General features: G+C 49.9%; 16 protein-coding genes. 8 read left to right on the top strand and 8 right to left on the bottom strand.

The window, feature by feature from the left end; genetic code table 11:
• Positions 1-113: 113 nt before the first annotated feature.
• Positions 114-422 (bottom strand): hypothetical protein, encoded by a 309-nt coding sequence (locus ACKFKH_RS01675; protein WP_446856484.1) that lies wholly within the window; start codon positions 420-422, stop codon positions 114-116.
• A 760-nt stretch (positions 423-1,182) separates the two neighbouring features.
• A complete protein-coding gene (locus ACKFKH_RS01670; protein WP_446856483.1) occupies positions 1,183-2,361 on the bottom strand; it encodes a tetratricopeptide repeat protein in 1,179 nt (392 codons plus the stop codon).
• A 92-nt stretch (positions 2,362-2,453) separates the two neighbouring features.
• On the opposite strand from ACKFKH_RS01670, the gene rpiA reads away from it, so the two are divergent.
• The gene (rpiA, locus tag ACKFKH_RS01665; protein ID WP_446856482.1) at positions 2,454-3,164 is read left to right on the top strand and encodes a ribose-5-phosphate isomerase RpiA; all 711 of its coding nucleotides are present in this window, start codon (positions 2,454-2,456) and stop codon (positions 3,162-3,164) included.
• A 106-nt stretch (positions 3,165-3,270) separates the two neighbouring features.
• On the opposite strand, the gene ACKFKH_RS01660 is transcribed toward rpiA, so the two are convergent.
• Positions 3,271-3,855 (bottom strand): Uma2 family endonuclease, encoded by a 585-nt coding sequence (locus ACKFKH_RS01660; protein ID WP_446856481.1) that lies wholly within the window; start codon positions 3,853-3,855, stop codon positions 3,271-3,273.
• A 454-nt stretch (positions 3,856-4,309) separates the two neighbouring features.
• Between ACKFKH_RS01660 and ACKFKH_RS01655 the strand changes: the two genes are divergently transcribed.
• The 6 genes from ACKFKH_RS01655 to ACKFKH_RS01630 all read left to right on the top strand — a co-directional run bounded on the left by ACKFKH_RS01655 (position 4,310) and on the right by ACKFKH_RS01630 (position 10,052).
• A complete protein-coding gene (locus tag ACKFKH_RS01655; protein WP_446856480.1) occupies positions 4,310-5,491 on the top strand; it encodes an aldo/keto reductase in 1,182 nt (393 codons plus the stop codon).
• Between the two features lie 396 nt (positions 5,492-5,887).
• Positions 5,888-6,376 carry a pantetheine-phosphate adenylyltransferase gene (gene coaD / locus ACKFKH_RS01650; RefSeq protein WP_446856479.1) on the top strand — a complete coding sequence of 163 codons (489 nt, stop codon included), beginning with the start codon at positions 5,888-5,890 and terminating at the stop codon, positions 6,374-6,376.
• Positions 6,349-7,062 carry a hypothetical protein gene (locus tag ACKFKH_RS01645; protein ID WP_446856478.1) on the top strand — a complete coding sequence of 238 codons (714 nt, stop codon included), beginning with the start codon at positions 6,349-6,351 and terminating at the stop codon, positions 7,060-7,062. Before coaD ends, ACKFKH_RS01645 begins: the two co-directional genes overlap by 28 nt.
• 192 nt (positions 7,063-7,254) lie before the next feature.
• A complete protein-coding gene (locus ACKFKH_RS01640) occupies positions 7,255-7,818 on the top strand; it encodes a hypothetical protein (protein ID WP_446856477.1) in 564 nt (187 codons plus the stop codon).
• A gap of 132 nt (positions 7,819-7,950) precedes the next feature.
• Entirely contained in the window at positions 7,951-9,393 is a 1,443-nt protein-coding gene (locus ACKFKH_RS01635) for a DUF2157 domain-containing protein (protein ID WP_446856476.1), read from the top strand.
• On the top strand, positions 9,390-10,052 hold the full coding sequence (locus tag ACKFKH_RS01630) for a GDYXXLXY domain-containing protein (RefSeq protein WP_446856475.1): 663 nt from the start codon (positions 9,390-9,392) through the stop codon (positions 10,050-10,052). Before ACKFKH_RS01635 ends, ACKFKH_RS01630 begins: the two co-directional genes overlap by 4 nt.
• A 355-nt stretch (positions 10,053-10,407) precedes the next feature.
• Here the strand turns inward: ACKFKH_RS01630 and ACKFKH_RS01625 are convergent, their stop codons facing one another.
• Positions 10,408-10,647, bottom strand: coding sequence for a hypothetical protein (locus ACKFKH_RS01625; RefSeq protein ID WP_446856474.1), 240 nt, complete (start codon positions 10,645-10,647; stop codon positions 10,408-10,410).
• A 351-nt stretch (positions 10,648-10,998) separates the two neighbouring features.
• On the bottom strand, positions 10,999-12,798 hold the full coding sequence (gene sppA / locus ACKFKH_RS01620; RefSeq protein WP_446856473.1) for a signal peptide peptidase SppA: 1,800 nt from the start codon (positions 12,796-12,798) through the stop codon (positions 10,999-11,001).
• Between the two features lie 338 nt (positions 12,799-13,136).
• Between sppA and ACKFKH_RS01615 the strand changes: the two genes are divergently transcribed.
• A complete protein-coding gene (locus tag ACKFKH_RS01615; RefSeq protein ID WP_446856472.1) occupies positions 13,137-15,347 on the top strand; it encodes a phosphoketolase family protein in 2,211 nt (736 codons plus the stop codon).
• 303 nt (positions 15,348-15,650) lie between these two features.
• Here the strand turns inward: ACKFKH_RS01615 and ACKFKH_RS01610 are convergent, their stop codons facing one another.
• The 3 genes from ACKFKH_RS01610 to ACKFKH_RS01600 form a co-directional block, all read right to left on the bottom strand.
• Positions 15,651-16,511 carry a restriction endonuclease gene (locus tag ACKFKH_RS01610; RefSeq protein ID WP_446856471.1) on the bottom strand — a complete coding sequence of 287 codons (861 nt, stop codon included), beginning with the start codon at positions 16,509-16,511 and terminating at the stop codon, positions 15,651-15,653.
• Positions 16,512-16,672: 161 nt separating this feature from the next.
• On the bottom strand, positions 16,673-18,535 hold the full coding sequence (locus ACKFKH_RS01605) for a tetratricopeptide repeat protein (RefSeq protein WP_446856470.1): 1,863 nt from the start codon (positions 18,533-18,535) through the stop codon (positions 16,673-16,675).
• A 210-nt stretch (positions 18,536-18,745) separates the two neighbouring features.
• Positions 18,746-19,771 carry a glutathione S-transferase family protein gene (locus ACKFKH_RS01600; RefSeq protein ID WP_446856469.1) on the bottom strand — a complete coding sequence of 342 codons (1,026 nt, stop codon included), beginning with the start codon at positions 19,769-19,771 and terminating at the stop codon, positions 18,746-18,748.

The following is a 19,771-nucleotide window of genomic DNA, read 5'->3' as shown; positions in this document are numbered from 1 at the left end:
ATACAATATAGTCCCTGAATGACTGGATCGACAGGCCACGATCGACAACTCTCAGCGCCTAAAAGCGGTCGATCGTTCACGCTTCAAAAATTACTCTTAAAGGTTGACCAAAATTAGCCTGCTGCTTGCACCGTTCGCTGACCCGTCGGAGACGCTGCTGAAGTTTGAGGTTGAGGGGCAGGATCAACGGCCGTAAATTCAATATGGTTGAGCAGCGTTGTCACAAAGGCAAACAGCAAAAATGGCAGAGACAACACCAGCACCAATCCGACCGTAGCCAACGCATACACAGGACGACTTGCACCCATCAGAGCCATTGCCGCCGCCAAACTAATAAACAGCACGATCAGCCAAACAATAATTTGACCGTAAATATCGCCAAACGAAAGGGTACATGTAACGCGGTATTTTTCGATATTCATGAATTTTCCTCTCAACGCCTGTCTCAAAGGTTTGACCTAGAGGTTGACTTCTTGAAGTTTGTTTAGAAAGCAAGATTGGTCTGCTGCAATGCGAAAACCAACCTCAAACAAGAGGTCTCGTCTGTTCTTAGCGTAAAGGCCCCATCAGGTTTTGGGCAATTTCTCAACGTTACTGCAAGGTTCTTAATTTTTCTTTACAAATAGTTAAGCTTACCGAAATTGAGCGGAAAGCCCCTCGCCTTTAGGCATGGGGATGGATAGCGACGGCGCGGTAGCGCCAATCTCTCACGACAAGGAACGCAGAAATTCACGTACAACGTCTGTCTTGGTTCGCTTTGACTTTTTAGCATAGCGCTCAAGTGGTTTCATTTCCTCCTCGGAGACTCTAACGTGAAGTTGTTTTTCAGTCATGCTGTGTACTCATCTGGTACACTCATTCTAGTGGCAAGGTAATCAACCACTTAAAAAACCTGGTTGTCGAAAGACACGCTGCACCTTGACAATTAAATCTATGCGGTTCTACTGCATGGTTCTAGTTCCCTCCTCGCAGTAGGTAAAAGATTTAGAGGAGCTAGACGACCAGCCTTTTGAAGCGAATTGGCTTCAGACCGAAACAGGACTCGCACTCGTGCGAATAGGGTAGGGCATACCCGAATTAACGCTTGGGGAGAATCCCACCTCTGGGCTAGAGACTGCAAGGAATCTAGGTTAAGTGGTTTCGTTGAGCCAAGAATCCCCTCGCCTTTAGGCATGGGAAGTGTCAATTGCGCCCTTCTTCGATCCACTCCCCCATATAAGAGATGAGTAAGAAGATCAGAGCCACGCTGATCGCAGTGAGTCGAGTGGTCACTCCGTTTAAGAAAATCCCATTTAGGAAAAGACTGTAGAACCCACCTAGACTAAAAAATGTGGTGAGAGCAATGACGATCGCTCCTGGCACTTTTGTTTTGATCGCCGTTGAGAGAACGTTTTGCAGATCACGGGAGGCTTTTTCTTGATCGATTGGGTTTTTGCTAAAAAGGTATTTCCTCAACTGTCGAGTTTTGAAAAGCGTGAACAGCTTGCTGCGGGTGGCGGCGTAGAGGTCTGGTTTGAGAGAAAGTGCTTTGTCAAAGTTGGCGATCGCGCCTTCATATCGCTCCATGCTTCTCAGGGTCAGGCCTCTTTTGTGCCAGAGGGTTGAGTCGTCGGGTCGGAGTTTGAGAGCTTGGTCGTAGCTGGCGATCGCTTCGTCAAAGAGCGCCACTTTTTTTAGGGCGGCCCCTCGACTTCCCCAGACATCCGCATCCAATTTGAGTGCGAGAGCTTGGTCGTAGCATTCTGCTGCTTCTTCGTAATGATTGAGCCAGTAGAGTGCGTTGCCCTGTTGACTCCAGGCGGCTGCATCCTGGGGATTGAGGCGGGTGAGTTGTTTGTAGCTGTCTAAAGCGTCTTCTCGGCGATTGAGAAACCAGAGAATGTTTGCCCGATCGCTCCAGGCTTCTTTGAGGTCTTCACAGTTAACGGCTTTGTTGTAATAGATTAGCGCTTCTTTATAACGATGCATCAGGGCGGCAAGCTTGCCTTTCTCTAACCAGGCCTGGGCGCTGTCTGGCTGAAGGATTAACGCTTGATCAAAACTGGCGATCGCGGCTTTGTACTTCGACTTCTGTGTCTGAATCTTGCCGCGACCGATCCAGGCTTCGGGGTAGTGAGGATTGAGTTCTAACGCTCGATCGAAGCTGACGAGAGCCGGATCAAGTCGGGCGATCGCGCTTAAAGCCATTCCTCGCTGATACCAGGCTTCTTCACACTCTGGATGTTGATCTAATGCCTGGTCGTAGTAAGTCAGCGCGTCTGAATAATGTTCCTCCTGAGCCGCTTGATTGCCTTTTTGCAGCAGATCGGGCAGTGATAGCGCGGTGGATTCTTCGGGTAAAAAATCTTCGTCTCGGCTCATCGGCGGAACCCTCGTAAATAGTAGACTGACTGTTGCAGCTTGGAGCGTTTGGAATGCCCGCTGCTGAATTTGCTAACCAATAGGATTTGATTATGAGCGCAGAAACTGACCCCGCAAAAATTATGAAACAGCAGGTGGGAGTCGCCGCCGCCGCCAGGGTGCAGTCTGGTTCTATTGTAGGGCTGGGCACTGGGTCAACGACTGCTTATGCCATTCAAGCGTTGGGCGATCGCCTCAAGTCGGGTGATCTCAAAGATATCAAAGGGGTGCCGACCTCGTTTCAGGCGATCGTTCTCGCACGGCAATATGGAATTCCGCTGGTGTCGCTGGATGAGATTGATGGCATTGATATCGCGATCGATGGAGCGGATGAAGTTGACCCTCAGAAGAATTTGATCAAAGGGGGCGGTGCGGCTCACACTCAGGAGAAGATTGTCGATAGTTTAGCGGCTCAGTTTATTGTCGTAGTCGATGGCGGCAAACTGGTGGATCAGTTGGGTTCAACCTTTCTGTTGCCTGTGGAAGTGATTCCGATGGCGGTGACTCCGGTGATGAAAGCGATCGCTAAACTCGGTGGCAAACCCGAACTGCGGATGGGCATCAAAAAAGCCGGGCCGGTTGTCACTGATCAGGGCAATCTGGTGGTAGACGTGAAGTTCGATCGCATCGATAACCCTGCCGAACTCGAAAAAACGTTGAACAACATTCCCGGCGTTCTCGAAAACGGCTTGTTTGTCAATGTTGCCGATGTGGTGCTGATTGGCGAGATTAAGGATGGACAGCCGATCGTTCGTGAAATGTAAAACAGGGCGAGGGATGAGTTTTTATGGTCTCTCAAGCTTGGAAGCGATCTCTTCAAGTTACCTGCAAGGGGTCGTTTTCCTCAAAGGCTGGAGTAGATTCACCGATTTATTGCAATGATCGCAGCATTTGCCCAACCGAAATCACACAGTCTGGAAATGCCAGGGGTGCAATTTGGCTCTCTTCTGCCAAAGCGATCTCGGATTGATAGCCATTTTGACTGGGCGATCGATAGACGTGAAGCACACGCTGATTCACATCTAAGATCCAATACTCTACGATTCCCGATCGAGCATAACTGGGGGCTTTTACCTCGCGATCGTATTTCAGCGTCGTGTCTGACACCTCAATTAGCCAAAAAACTTCTGAGGGAATGGGGTGATGGTCTTCGTAATAGCCTGGATCAGGGAGGACGATCGCAATATCGGGTTCTGGTTCGGAGTAATCATTTAATCGGATCGGATCTTGCAGCCTCAGCAGCACTCGATTTCTCAAACAGCTTCTCAACAATGCCTCAACTCGACTCACGGATGCACTGTGCGCCGTTCCTTTGGCTGCCATTTTGATCAGTTGCCCCTCCAGTAACTCAACCCGCTCCTCTGGTCGAAAAATTCCAGCCTCTGCCATGCGGTGATAGTCCTGGACGGAAATGCGGCGTAGAGCGATCGCGCTATCCATAGGTCGCTTGAGCAAAAGTTTCACGGGGATGTCCCTATCTTAAGGCGGCGATGTCATCCCTGAAGGAGTTCGTTTTGCATCGTTTTGATTGAAGGGTCGATGCGATCGCGCCAACACAATAAAGGCTGCAACAAAACCTGTAAACGTCCAAGCATTTGCCGCAAACGTCTTGGCGAAACTTAGAAATGTTCAAGCCTTTGCTGTAAATGTCTCAACAAAACCTGTAAACGTCTCAACAAAACCTGTAAACGCCTCAACAAAACCTGTAAACCTTTTAACAAAATCTGTAGAGGTCAGTGCCAACTCTGAGTTTTTGGCTTCGATCGCCGTAACCCAAATCGCCAGAATCCCACATGAACTCGTTAGGATAGTCTCTAGAGTTTTTTCCCTGCCCAATGCTGAATTAAAAACTCACAGCGCAAATCCCTTCATCCCTCATCCCTCATCCCTCATCCCTCATCCCTTTCCTATGCTCTATCGCCGCTTTGGACGCACCAATCTACAAATCCCCGTCTTCTCTTGTGGGGGAATGCGCTATCAGTACAAGTGGCAAGATGTCTCCGAGCGTGAGATTCCTGCTGATGGTCAAGAAAACTTAGAGAATACGATTCGGCGATCGCTCGACGTGGGCATCAATCACATTGAGACGGCTCGCGGCTACGGCACTTCAGAAATGCAGTTGGGTCAAATCTTGCCAAAGTTGCCTCGCGAAAAGCTAATTGTGCAAACCAAGATCGAACCCTCAGCCGACCCCAAAGCGTTTCTCAAAACCTTTGAACAATCGCTGCGCTATCTGAAGCTAGATTACGTCGATTTGTTGGGATTCCACGGAGTCAATTTAGAAAGTCATTTAGACGAGTCGATCCGTCCGGGTGGCTGCCTCGAAGTGGCGCGAAAGCTTCAAGAACAGGGCAAAGTCCGGTTTGTTGGCTTCTCAACTCACGGATCAACCGATCTGATTGTGAAAACCATTCAGACCAATCAATTTGATTACGTCAATCTGCACTGGTATTACATCAACCAGCAAAACTGGGAAGCGATCGCCGCTGCCAATCAACGTGACATGGGCGTATTTATCATCAGTCCCTCTAACAAAGGCGGATTGCTTTACCAACCGTCGCCGCGATTATTGGATCTGTGTGCGCCATTGAGTCCGATCGTCTTCAACAATTTATTTTGCCTGAGTCATCCCGAAGTTCATACTCTCAGCGTCGGGGCAGCCCGTCCCCAAGATTTTGACGAACACTTGAAAACGCTGGATTTGTTGGATCGCGCTGACGAAGTTTTGCCCCCGATTATCGAGCGACTGGAAAAGGCCGCGATCGAACGCTTGGGCGAAGACTGGCTCAACACCTGGCGAATAGGTCTCCCGACTCACGAACAAACCCCCGGCGGCTTAAATATTCCCGTGGTGCTGTGGTTGCGAAATCTGGCGATCGCCTACGACATGACCGACTACGCCAAAATGCGCTACAACCTGCTGGGTCAAGCCAATCATTGGTTTCCAGGCGTACGAGCAGAGGCGATCGATTCCTCAGCCTTAAAAGAATGCCTGTCCAACAGTCCCCACGCCGACAAAATTCCCGACCTGCTGACCGAAACTCATCAACTTTTGGCAGGTGAAGTGGTCAAGCGTCTCAGAAGCGATTGAATCGTGAAGCAGAATCTCATCCTTTCACAATCAGGCTTCAGATAAGAGACTTTTTGGAAGAGTCTACGTTTCAAAGTCTCCCAAAATGGGTAGGGTTGGGGGCAGAAGCCGTGAACAACGAAGCGAAAATCGCGATCTCTTCGAGTTACCCGCAAGGGGTCGCTTCGAGTTACCCGCAGGGGGTCGCGTTGAGTTAACCCATAGACGATCAGGCCCACTTCCAAGCGGATTCTCTGACCACAAATATTCTTTCCAAACATCAAAACGGATTGCAGATTTGTGAGATCCAGGTATGCTGATCTGAGTGCATTTGCTCAATAGAAAGCCTTCCTCAAATCATTCGATTCTGTTCGCCCTTCTGCTTCTACAATTTCTGTATTCATCAAAAATTTTTCTGTGATTGCCATTTATCCTGGTAGCTTTGATCCCATCACCCTTGGGCACCTCGACATCATCACACGGGGGACTCGGCTGTGCGATCGCGTGATTGTGGCAGTCCTGCGAAACCCCAACAAAGTGCCTTTATTTACCGTCCAACAACGGATGGAGCAGATTAGCCACGCGACCCGTCATCTTGATAACGTAGAAGTAGATAGTTTTGAAGGGCTAACGGTGACCTATGCCCAGATGCGAGGCGCTACTGCTCTCCTACGAGGGTTGCGCGCTGTCTCAGACTTTGAAATGGAGTTGCAGATGGCGCATACTAACAAAACCCTGTTTGACCAAATCGAGACCATATTTCTGGCCACCTCGAATGAGTACAGCTTTCTCAGTAGTAGCGTGGTCAAAGAAGTTGCCAAATTTGGCGGCCCGATCGACCATCTCGTTCCCCAACATGTCGCTCTAGATATTTACCAATGCTACGCCAAGAATCATCCAGCATAAGTCCCGATAACTCTGCAAACGGAGCTTCTCAAGGTCGAGCCGCTTACGCAGAGGGCGCACGAGTGGGCAACCCCGACATTCAGCAAGAACTCAATCGGCTGGAGGAGATGATTCTCGACAGTCCTCGCTTGCTTTGGAGTCGGCGCACCCTTGTCGATGAAGATCAGTTTCTCGATCAGCTTGATTTGGTGCGGTTGAGCCTGCCAGAAGCGTTTCACGAAGCTGAGGAGATTGTTCGCCAAAAAGACGAAATTCTCATTCAGGCAGAGCAGTATGCCCAAGACATGATTGAGGCGGCCGAGCGGCGAGCGGCTCAGATTCTAAACGAGACGGGGATCATTCGTCAGGCAGAGTTAGAGGCTCAACAAATTCGTGTTCAGGTGCAAGAAGAGTGTGAAGTCATCCAACAGCAAACCCTTGCTGAAATTGAGCATAAGCGTCGTCAGGCTCAACAAGATTTAGACGAGTTGCGGCGACTGGCGATCGAAGAATGTGAAGACATTCAAAATGGCGCTGACCAATACGCCGATAAAGTACTTCGCGATATGGAAGCTCAGATGGCAGAGATGACGCGCATCATTCGCAACGGTCGCCAACAATTGCAGATCAATCAACCCGAAGCGCAGCGTGCCAAAGAGAGCGGAGTGAGTCGAGCGGGGCAAAAGGGGAGCGATCGTAAGAGCTAAAATATTCAAAACTTCTGATTCTTTTTCAGCATGGTTAAAGCCTCAGTGAATTGGACTCTGCCGTTGGAGAGTGGCGAAAAGTCAGCCGAACATGCAGCGTTTTTGCAACGATTATCTCAGCGCTAATTCGCCGACTTGCACGAGTCATCCGGGACGGTCAACAATCAATCTGCTGAAGAAAAAACCTGAATTATGTCCCGACGAAGACTTTCACTGAGCTTGAGTTTGTCGATCGCCCTCAACTTTCTCTTCTGGACTCTGCTGATTCTGTACTATTGGTTTCCTGGCTACGAATTAAGAGGTCGCTATAGTGGGCTGCTCCTTTTGTTGCTGACGCTGGCAGCTTCGCTGTGGGCCGTCTTGCAAACCGTCACTTTGTCCAAGTCTCGCGCTTTGAGGGCGATCGTGCTCATTCCTTCAGCGCTGTCAATTCCTCTACTGGCATTCTTGACCCTGTGGCTTTTATTCGTTTTACAGTTTCGAGAACCCTGCTTAACGGTTTCTACTTCGCCCAGCGGTCGGCACTCTGTCACAGTTGAAAGCTGGTGTTTTCCATTAGATGGCGGCTGCCACACTTACGTCTATCTCAATCAAGCCATTTTTAGCAAAGAAATTAAGGGAATTTATACCAGCGAACGGGTTTGTCAGCTTAAAGATGCGACGATCGTCCAATGGAGCGCCGACGAATCCAGGATCGATCTGTCAAATAGTTTGATCAAGCAAACGATCGAATTGCCAGACTCCAGTCGATCGTAGAAAAACCTCTGGCGCTTGACGCAATTACGAAGGTTCGATCGCCAATTAAACAGGTGGCATAAATCAGTAGTTTCGCCCATTGACTTGTGAGAATTTGGGAGTACGCCACATTTACCTATAGGAGCGTATCTCATGCCCTCCGAGAATTTTCGCCGTCAGCTTCGTCAAGAAGTGCAAACCTGGCAAACTGACGGCTTGATCAATCCGACACAACTTCAGCAATTGTCCGATCGCTATCAGCTCGATCGCCTCGACCTCCAGGACAAAAATCGCTTTACTCGCATCCTTATCGGCTTGGGCTGCATTTTAATTGGTCTGGGCGTGATCACCTTTGTCGCCGCAAATTGGCAAGATATCCCGCGCGGGGCCAGAGTTGCGATGTTGTTGTCACTGTTTGCCAGCATCAATTTTGCGGGATTTTGGCTCTGGAAAGGTTCGCGTGACCAATGGCAAAGTCGGCTTGGTGAAGGCTTTTTGCTGCTGGGATCGCTCGTTTTGGGCGCAAACATGGCCCTGATGGCTCAAATGTTTCACATTGGCGGGTCACCTCACGAACTTTTTCTCACCTGGGGAATTGGCGTTTTGCTGATGGCCTATAGTCTGCGGCTGACTTCGCTAGGCGGGTTGGCGATCATGCTGATTGGGATTGGCTACTGGTGGGGCTGGTGGCAGGTGAGTCGGACAGATGAATTTTCGATCTTGAATCTAATCATCCATCAAATGCCTTTAGTCGCTGGGTTAATGTATCTGCCGTTAGCGTACTGGTGTCGACCCCTTGCGGGTAACTCAAAGAGATCGCGCGTCCTGTTTCTCTTTACGGCGATCGCAGTCGGGTCTTCTCTGTCCAATGCGATTTCTACCAATGCTTTGCAGTCTGGGCTGGGATTGGCGATGGTGGCCATTTTGCCTGCCGCTTTGCTCTGGGGCTATGACGATAGTTTGTGGAATGACCTTTTGCGGCGACCATCCTCCCGGATTAGCCGACCGTTTCAGAAGCTGGCGCGCGGGGTTGCCGTTTTGCTTTTGGGTAGTTTGCTCTATTGGCTGTCCTTTAAGGGTGCCTGGAGTCTGACGCATTCGACCTCACCCAATTTCGAGCTTCCAGAATGGCGATCGCTGCCCAGCATTTTGATTTTGACGGTGCTGATGGTGGTGGAATGGGTCTATCTGGTGCGATCAGGCAGAACGCGATCGGGCAGGCTTCGCGTCAATTTGAACACGGTGATTGTGGGCAGCTTTTTAGTAATCTTGGGGCTGTTGATCTACTGGGACACAGAAATCAGCCAGATTCAAATTCTCGCCACCTTTGTCTCAAACGTGCTGCTGGCAATGTTGGGAATTGGCACGATTCGCGAAAGTCTGGGAACGGGCGATCGTCGCCTTTTCTGGTTTGGCATCGTTCTGTTAGCCCTGCAAATTTACAGCCGTCTACTTGAATATCAGACAGGCTTGCTGCTCAAATCGCTGGTGTTTGTTCTCTGTGGAGTGGGCATTATCGCCGCCGGACTCTGGTTTGAGCGCTACGTGAGAACGATCGCCCCCTCTCCCCAAATTCTCCCAGAGGAATCACTATGAACCCCACATCTGAAAATATAACCCCTGCCAATCCAACCCCTGCAAACCCAACCGTCGAGACAGCGCACCCCCTTCCTCAATGGCGATTTTGGCTACCATTGGTGCTGCAAACGGTCTTAATCGCGTCGGTGCCAGCCCAGGCAGTCTACACCCACCTCACCGGAAGAACGGCTGTTCTGCAAACGGCTCCCGTCGATCCCTACGATTTGATGCGCGGCTACTCGGTCACCCTTAACTACGACATTTCGCGAACCGACAATCTCAAGTCACTCCCCGGCTGGAAGTCTCTGCCCAAAAACAGCAACTATTCCAGTACTCAAGACTACTTAGCTGAAGACACGATCGTTTATGTGACTTTGCAAGCCCCGGCTAACAATTCCGCTAACCGCCCCAAGCCCTGGAAACCTGTCGCTGTGAGTGGCGATCGTCCTGCTAATCTTAAGCCCAACCAGATCGCGCTCAAAGGGCGAAGTCAGTATGGTTCGCTTCAATTTGGGCTAGAAACCTACTACATGCCAGAAAGCCGACGCGATGAGGTCAACGACAATATTCAGCAAAATCAGCGCAAAAATCCCGGTGTTGTCGAGGTGAAGATTGACGCTCAAGGCAATGCGGTGCCGCTGACAATTTGGGTGGGCGATCGTCGTTACAGTTTTTAGCGTGAATTTGGTCGAGTTTTTTCGCTTTGCTGATCCGAGCTTTTGCCTTCTCGAATCTACAAGCATCGTGAGGCACTTCTGTCGAATTCACAGGTCTTTAAGTCTACGTGAATTCGATGAAATCTTTGGCTGCGGTTATTACTCCGGGCAGCCCCCTAAATCTCCCACGAGTGAGGAACTTTGAACAAAGAATCCTATCCGAAAGTCCCCAGAATTGGGGGGCTGGGGGGCGAAAGCGCTGAATCACGAAGCGAAAAAACGCCATCGAATTCACGTTAAGTCTGTCTCAAAAACAAAGACGCGGAGAAGTCGATCGACCTACCCGCGTCCTAAATCGTTGAATGAAAACTTGAATCTACCCTTGTCGTTTGTGTTGCCAAGCTGCGCCGACAGCAGCCCCAGCCCCAGCGACTAACCCCGTTGCCATGCCTTCGATCGTTTTAACGGTAGGGCTTTGGGTCAAACACTGATTCGTCACAACATTAGCTTGTATACATTGATTGCTTTCTGCCCAACTTGCCGTTCCTCCGACGATCACGCCCGTAGCACTACAGAGCAAGACGAACAGGAGAAAGCGCTGATTTTTTATACCCATAGACTGATGACAACAACACTAAAGAGAAGTACACCTTACTCTACCCAAATCCCGGACGAGTACGATCGCGCTTCTATGAATTTTTAGTGTTGAATCACGCCGAATTCTAGTCTTTCAGAAACAGATAAAAAACGTCTGCCTTCCTGAGTTTAGAGAAGCTTTTCCATCTTTCTTAACGTGAATTCGATGAAGTTTTTTTGCTTCGTTCTTCAGTGCTTCTGCCCCCCAACCCCCCAAAAATGGGGGACTTTCAGACAAGATTTTGGGTTCAAAGTCCCTCACTCGTGGGGGATTTAGGGGGCTGCCTAGATTCACAACCGCAGCGAAAGATTTCATCGAATTCACGTAGACTTAATCAATGCGAACGTCAAAAGGTAAGCGTACATACACGCCTCTCGGATCGTTCATCTTGTTGAGCGAAGTCAAGTCACCCTGAAGCTGGTTAAATTGTTGAGAGAACGGACTTTTGGCAGTAGTCTTAGCCCCAAGACTCGCCCCAAACAGCCGTTGCAAAATTCGTTCCTCAAACGTGCTGGATTTGGGATATTCCTCGATCTGCCAGTCGTCGCCTAACTTGGCTCGTTTGGCAGCGTCCTTGATAGCATCGTCGAGTCCGCCCAGTTCATCGACCAGACCTAGCGACTTTGCCTGAATGCCTGACCAGACGCGGCCTTGAGCAATCTCTGCCACTCTATTTTTTTGCAGCTTGCGCGAGTCAGAAACTTTTGTCAGGAATTGGTCATAAATTTTGTTGACCGATCGCTGTACTAGCTGCAATTCTTCTGGGCTTTTGGGACGAGTGATCGTTTGACTATCTGCAAAGCGTCCAGTTTTGACAACATCCCACGTCAGTCCGTTTTGATTGGCGATTTTCTGAATGTTGGGCTGCAACCCAAACACGCCGATCGACCCTGTGATCGTATTCGCCTCCGCAAAGATGCGATCGCCGTAAGTCGCAATCCAGTAGCCCCCAGAGGCCGCCACGCTGCCCATTGAGACAACCAGCGGTTTTACCTTTTTGGTCAAAATGACTTCTCGCTGAATAATCTCTGAAGCGGTCGCGCTGCCCCCCGGACTGTTAACACGCAGCACCACGGCTTTTACATCGTCGTCTTGTCTCAGTTGGCGCAATTGTCGAGCCAGACGATCGCCGCCCACATCTCCGCTGCCGCCTTGACCGTTGACGATATCCCCTTCAGCGTAGATAATTGCAATCTGATTTTTGCCACCTCGCTTTTGCACGGCCTCTTCGGCAACTCTGGCGTAGGTTCTCAAACTGATTTGGCGGAAGGATTTATTTTCGTCGTCTTCGCCCGTAATTTTTTTGAGTTCTGACACCATTTCGTCAGAATAAGCCACCTTGTCTGCCAGCTTGGATTTAAGCGCTTCGTCTGCGGTGAGCGTGCCTTTACTGTCGGCGATCGCCTGCATTTGCTGCACGGTCATTTTGCGATCTTTACTGGTGGTGGTTAGAAATTCGCCCCACAGATCGCCCAGCAGTTTTTGGGTTTGCTCTCGGTTGGCCTGACTGCGCTTGGTTAACAGAAACGGTTCGACCGCCGACTTATATTTGCCCACCCGCGTTACCTGTACGCCCACCCCATATTTTTGCAACGCCCCCGCATAAAACATGCTTTCTGAGCTAAGACCATTGATTTCCATTTGCCCGATCGGGTTCACTGCCAGCGTGTTGGCCACCGAGGCTAGATAGTATTCTCGCTCTGCCCAATCCACATCGTAGGCATAGATTTTTTTACCCGCCGCCTTAAATCGCTCCAGCGCCTCTCGCACTTCTTTGAGCGTGGCAAACCCAGAACTGCTGGCCCCGCTTCCCCCGTGTAAAAAGAGGGCAACAATGCGTTTGTCTCGAGTCGCCTCGTCGATCGTATCCAGCACCGTTTTTAACGTAATACTCTCACTTTCATCTCCAGCCAGCGCTTCATTGAGAACTTCGCGAGTGCTGGAATTGGGCTTAGAGTCTGTAATTGTCTGAGACAAGTCAAACACCAAAACTGACTTATCTTTAACCCGTGGCTCCGGGTCTCTAGACGCTGTAGCAATGACCAAAAGCAGCAGACCGCCAAAGCTAAGACCCATAAAGATCAGAATGCCAAGCAGGGTCGCAAAAGTGTGTTTGAGAAAGTCACGCATAGGGGGAGGGAGAAGAGAGAAGGGATGAGGGAGGAGCTAGGAGTGTAAAGTTAGTTCTTAGCAAGCCCCAAAAGGTGGAAGCGATCGTTACTCCATGCTAATCGCTATTCTCAAAGTTCTGGTGACTAAACTCTCAACTACCCACCCAAACCCTCAATCACTCTTTCCTCCCTCCTCCCTCCTCGCGAAGCGGATTACCCCCAAAGGGGGAACAGGTCATCGAAGTTCTCCCTCATCCCTTTTTCTAATCCCTTCCATCAGCGACACGATTTCTTTTTTGCACACCCCTCTATGTAGTATGAGTAAGAGTTAACTCACTCATCACAGGTATCTGAAGCATGACCGCAGTCACCCCAAACCCTCAGTCAACCGCTCCCTTCTTTTGTGAAGGCATTCAGTATTTTGGTGAAGCGCTCCCTGGTTTTGAAACGCACGGTAAAGCTGCGGCGATCGTATCCGGCAAAGGGGCGATCGCTGACCCTACTGATCCGACTGCGGCTTATCAAACGTTGTTAGCGGCGGATGCGTTGCGCTATTTGATTTTGCAAGTGACGGCGAGCAAGGCATCGGGGCACCCTGGCGGATTTGCAAGTCAGGTCGAGGCGTATGCAGCCCTGGTCATGCTTGGCTACAAAAATATCATGACCGAAGTGGGCCACCATGCTCCCGGTTTCTACAGTGCGATGTTTTTGGATCGATCGCTTGAAGATATGGGCATTCAAACCGTACAGCAGTTGCGCGATCGCTTTCGAGAAAAGCATGGGTTGTTAGGACATTTGTCGGGCTTTATTCCAGGCATTTTGGCCCCGGCCGGCCCGTTGGGTCAGGGTCAACACTTTGCGATGGCGGCCGCCCTGTTGCATCGTGACAAGCTATTTCCCTTTACGGTGGGCGATGGGGGATTGGGCGAGCCGTATATCGTCAGCGCGATGGCGCATTTTCACACGGCTTATCCGACGGTGACCAATTTCTTGCCCGTTTTGGTGTGGAATGGTTTTTCGCAAGAGCATCACAGTATGGTTTCGACCAAATCCAACGAGGAAATGCTGACTTACTGGCGCGGCAATGGGTTTGAAGAGGTAGTTCTAATTGACGCAAAGGACTATGACGATCGCAATCAGCCCGGAGCCTATGTAGACAGTACGGCGTTTTCGTTCGATCGCCGATTGGAATTCACGCAGGCAGTTTTGGTAGCCACCGATCGCGCAGCAAAATCGGCTCTCGGCGGCAAACTCACCGTTCTGATTATCAAACAACTCAAAGGTGCAGGCGTTCATGCTAGAGGCGCAAAATCCCATAATCTGTATGCTCAACATACGTTAGAGAATGCCGACGTTATTTCGGCGCTCAAAGCTCGGGCCCTCTCACCCGCCGCCTGGGACATTGTGCGAACCAACTGCGAACGATCGGGGGGCGGGCCAGCCAGCAAAACGGTCGTCACCGAATCGATCTTACCGTTGCCAGATTTGGGACAACTGCCGCTCGAAGAATTCGCAACTGGAGACTCCAAAGTTTCGACGACAGCAATGGGCTTGTTAGTGGGAGCGGTGGGACAGCGCGATCGTGCGTTTGTCGTTACGAATGCGGATGGTAATGAAGCGTCTGGAATCGCCAACATCAACCAGGCTTTACGAATCATTCACCCTGTCGAAGATGCGCTGTATAACCAGGCTCCCAAAGGACAGGTTTATGAACCATTGAGTGAAGATGCCTGTGCGGGATTGGCGGCCGGTTTGACACTGATGGGGGGGCGATCGCTCTGGTGTTCGTATGAATCGTTTGCGATCAATGGCGTTCCGATTTGGCAAACGGTGACCCAGGCGATGGCCGAATTGCGCCGTCCGACTCCTTCGACAATTACGCTATTCACGGCTGGGGCCCTCGAACAAGGTCGTAATGGTTGGACTCACCAACGTCCTGAGATCGAAGCCTATTTTGCCAGCATGATGCGAAATGGCAATGTGTTTCCGCTGTTTCCACCGGATGCTAATAGTATTCAGGTGTGCTATGAGTGGGCGTTGTCTACCCAAAATAAGGGCGTTGTGATCACGGCGAGTAAGTCTCCGTTGCCGATTCGCACGACCTTTGAGCAGGCGCGTCAGGCTTTGAAAGAGGGCGCGATCGTCCTTCACGAAACGCCAAATGCGGGTAAAAAAGTCGTGTTTGCGGCGATCGGCGATATGACGCTGCTGCCTGTTTTAGAAGCCGCTTCTCAGCTAGAGGCACAAGGCCTGTCGGTGCGAGTCGTTTCGATCGTCAATCCTCGTCGGCTGTACCGTTCTCACGATGTCGCGTGGGATCTGTGTTCTCAACCAGATGGCGAATTTTTGGATGACGCTAAGTTTGAGGCGATGTTTGGTGGAGACGCGCTGATTGGGGTGACGGGAGGCGCAAGTGGAATGCTAGAACCTTTGATGTTGCGGAGTTCTGCCAATCGTGACACCTTTGCTTGGAAGCGGGGCGAGACGACTGCCAGTGCCGGGGAATTGATGGCTGTGAATGGCATTACCGCTGATGCTTTGACCAAACGCGCCCTGGCCCTCGTCTAGTAGTCAGCGAATGGTCGGTTAAAGCAGTCGTGACTGTCAGCCTTGTCAGTTTAACGTGAATTCGATGAGATTTCTCGCTTCGTTGTTCTGAGCTTCTGCCCCAACCCCCCAATTCTGTAGGACTTTGATTTGATCTATTCGATTCAAAGTCCTCCATTGATGGAGAATTTAGGAAATAGTCAAAATCTACTCCCCCTTGTAACTCGAAGCGATCGGAGTCAAAAATCTTGTTGGACTTGCGTTAAAAAAGATGGTTCAACTAGGTGACTGAGGGGTGCGATCGACACCTAGATCTCGGCAAAGTTAGATCTTGGCAAACCAATTTTCATCAACTTCAACAGACTCGATCATGGTTATCTTGACACCGAGACCTAACTCTTTTAATCGTTGAACTAACTGCTCTCCATCTATCAAATCAATGGGCGGCGCACCATCTCGTGTGGCCTCTTTGATAGCATCTCTTGTAAATGTACCAGTCGTGATAAATAAACCTTTATCAGTTCGTCCTTGCATTGCTCCACGAAAATCTCGAATTTGACCCGCTGTTACCGACCCCTGATAACGCTTGCATTGAAAGAGAACGTGAAAGCTCAGAAAGCCATTTATACGAGCAATCCCAACACCATCAATTCCACCGTCACCAGATTTGCCTGTGACCTGTACTTGGATAAACCCAGACTCACGTAATAAACGTTGTGCCAGACGCTCAAATGCAAATGGATCTAGAGACAGCAATGTTTTGTGGAGTTGCTGATGCCATGCAAGCTCTTCTAAAGTTTCTACCGCTCCAACAGTTTCATCTAGTGCATTTGAAGGAGAAACCTTATTTTTGTCAGCATCTCGAACCGCCTTAACAATCTCTTTGGCATCAAGCTCATCGAGATTAATGGAAGTGGAAACCAAAGACCATACACCGCGTGCTGAATTCTGCAAAAGCCCATATTTCTTTAGATAAGTCCGGCTCCAGGCAAGTCGGTATTCAATTTCGCTTTGTGACGTGCTGCCATGCAGGATTTCAAGCACCTTGTCCGATACGTTGAGAATCTGCACTACTTTTTCGTAAATTTCCTCAGTTGTACCAGACCCACCCAAAATTTGTAGAGCCTGAATTGTCGGCAAAAGCATTGAGTCAAATGTTGGAACTGAGGAGGCAGATCGCTTCATGCACAAACTGAGTAGATATACAAAAATGCTGCTTTATCAAATATAAATCGCTACTCAGAATACGCAAAAGTTTTGCAATTTCTCAATTTGCGCCATCCAACAACTAATCTCGTAATATTGCCCTAACCTGGAACATAGCCAAATAATGAGTATCCGTTTGCTTAAGAGGTGCGATATTGTTCTAGAAGTTTTGGGATGTGGTCATAGCCGTCAACACCAATTACGTCGATGATCATGGATTTTTGTTCTTCCATTTGTTGATCAAAGGTGGCTCCCATTTGTCCTTGTAAGACGGTGAGTAGTCCGGCAGGTTGTCGCCAATCGCTAGAGCCGAGTTGTTCTAGATGGTACATAGCAAGACTGCCAGAAACGATCGCTTTGTCAAAATTTTTCATCTGATAAAACGCCTCGGTCAACTGAGCTAAATTGAGCGATTGAATGTAGAGATCGCCTGTATAAGCTGCTGACTTGACTCCTTTTTCCAAAAACGGCAGCGATTTTTCGGCTTGTCCCAATGTTACATAGGCACTGCCCAAACTGGTGTAGCACAGCGCTTTACTTTGTCCGTCGTTCAGCCGTTCTGAGAGGTCTAGCCCTTGTTCGAGGTAGGCGATCGCTCGTTCGTAGACATCCGGATCAGATTCAAGCTGCTGCGCCAAAAAGACTTCGGCATACCCTAAGTTTGCCAGCGCGTTGGCTTCTCCAAATCGATCGCCCGACTGCCGACTAAACATCAACGCCCGTTGACTGTAGCCGATCGCTTCTGGATAATTCTTCTCGGTGACGGCGATGCGGCTGAGGTGGTTGAGGTTGGCAATCTCACAGGGACGATCGCCCGCTTCTTGAGCAATTTCTCGCGCCACATCGTGCATTTCTTTAGCCAAATCTAACGGGCCCCGAACGCGCTGCGACGATCCTAACAAGGTGAGAATTCGAGCTTTTTCTTGCGTACCGGGCGATCGCTTCAGCGGCTCACTCAAATAATTCATGGCATTGCGAAAATAACCCCCCGTAAACGTGGCAAAAACGGTGCCGTATAGCGGAAAGTAATCGCGTTGGGCAAAGACGCGCAGCCATTGTAAAGTAACTCGAAACGCGCCTTCAGAATAGCGCCCCTGATTGAGGGTATTGAGAAACGTTGATCGACCAAATCCATTCGCCAACTCTGACCAGACGACGCTAAACGTGAGAAATAATGTAATCGCCACTTTAGAGCCGGACTTGGAACTGTAGATGAGATTCTCGACCCAGTGGATCAAACCTTGTTGCAGGGATTGCAGCACGATCATCAACTCGACCCAGGCTGCCAGGGTAATGTCTGACTGACTTGCGGCCCAATCATTGCCGGACTGCTGCTCATAGAGCGCTCGAAAAAGGGATTTGGGAACGCTGCCGATCGCTTGTTTTGACCAGAGTGCCCAGGGGCTGTTTTGTTCAGTGGAACTGCCAAAGCCCATTTGATCGGGGTCATAGATCCAACTGACGAGGTGAGGCTGCAAGGTTCTCCAGGAGTCGAGTCCACGGGTGATACCTTCGGCAATTTGGGTCAGTTCGTCTCTGGTGTCGGGGTCGGAGATGGGCTGTTGGCGCAGGGTGGTGGCCAGTTGTTGGAGTTGGTCAGGTTTGAGGCTCTGGGGATGGTTGGGGTCGGTGACTTTGAGAAAAATGAGCGTGCGTTGAGCGGGTTCGGACTGAGTGAGTTGGTGAATGGCAGTGACGATCGCCGATCTTGCCTGATTTTGGGCTTGCCAGCGGCTCCATTCTCCCTGAATTGTCTGAAGTGCCCTCATGCTGCGGGTGGCTCTGGCCTGTTTTGCCTCGTTTGCCGAATCGCTGGCTTCTTGCTGAGTGGTGGAGAGACGATCGCGCAGGCATTCCTCAAAAATTTCCTCGGTGTCGGGTTCGAGTTCTTGCACCAGCATTTGATAAACCTGCTCTTTGGAGCGAATGTTGCCCTTGAGCGTTAACTGCACGATTTGAGTGATGAAGTCGAGGTAGCGATCGCGGGTAGAGGTCTCTGGCATGGAGGATTGGCGGTTGAGGTAGGGGTATCCTGCGGCAATTTTGAATGCTTTTTATCATAGAAGCTTCTTGCAAAAATCTCCGCTCTACTATTCTAAAAGTTCGCAATAGGCAACAGATTTGGTCTTTGATGTAACAGATGGTAACAAGCTCAAGCGAGAAAGGTGTCGTTGGGGCGTTATTTGAATGCTATTTGAATGTCTACCTGAAGGTTAATGAAGCTCGATCGCTCTCCCCAGGTTTTCTCGTCCGTGTGGCTCAAGTAAGTGAGTCGAATCGGGATCTAAAGGAATGATGCCGCCTGGATTAAGCGGAAACAAGTTGCCGTAATAGTCTCGTTTGACGCTCTCTAGATCGCAAGTTTCAGCCACGCCCCGAAGCTGATAGAGGTCACGCAAATAAAGCCCCAGATTGGGATAGTCTTGAATTCTACGACGGCTGCACTTAAAGAGGCTGTAATACACGACATCAAAGCGAAACAGCGTTGTAAACAAACGAATATCTGCAAGCGTAACGTGATCGCCGCACAGGTAGCGAGTGGTTGCTAAGGCGGTATCAATCTCATCTAAAGTTGTGAATAATTCATCACAGGCAGTATTGTAAGCTTCTTGCGTTTGAGCGAATCCGCAGCGATACACCCCATTATTCACAGCGTTGTAGGTTTTCTCATTCCAGTAATCGATCTTTTCTTGTAACTCAGTCGGATAGAGATCATAGTTGGGATGTTTTGCAAACTCGTTGAACGCAGCATTTAGCATGACGATAATTTCTGAACTTTCGTTGTTGACGATCGCGTTCTCTTGACTATCCCAAAGTACCGGAACCGTCGATCGTCCCGTATATCCTGGTTGAGCGAGTTGGTATAATTCGGCCAGCGTGTTGCAGCCTAATTCGGGTTGGTCAAACGTCCAGCCTGCGATCGGGGAGGGAGACACGATCGAGACCGAAATGACATCTTCCAAACCCTTAAGCGCCCTGACAATCAGCGTTCTGTGGGCCCACGGACACCCCAAGCCGACCAGGAGTTTGTAGCGAACGATCGCGGGTTGATACGAATTGCCTTCCTCAATGCTAACTACGTCGCGAAACTGACTGCTCGGCCGCAAATACTCGCCAGACTTGCCAGGAGGAGCCAGCTTTGACATCATCACTTTCCACATCGTCGTCCAGACAAATCGGCCAAACCAGATAATCAGCTTGGGGGGCAATGCTTTCTTTGTGGGTGGAGATTGGGACAT

The organism is Phormidesmis sp. 146-20 (assembly GCF_052939475.1).
The sequence above is the reverse complement of the archived record's forward strand: the minus strand, read 5'-3'. Positions and strand labels throughout refer to the sequence as shown.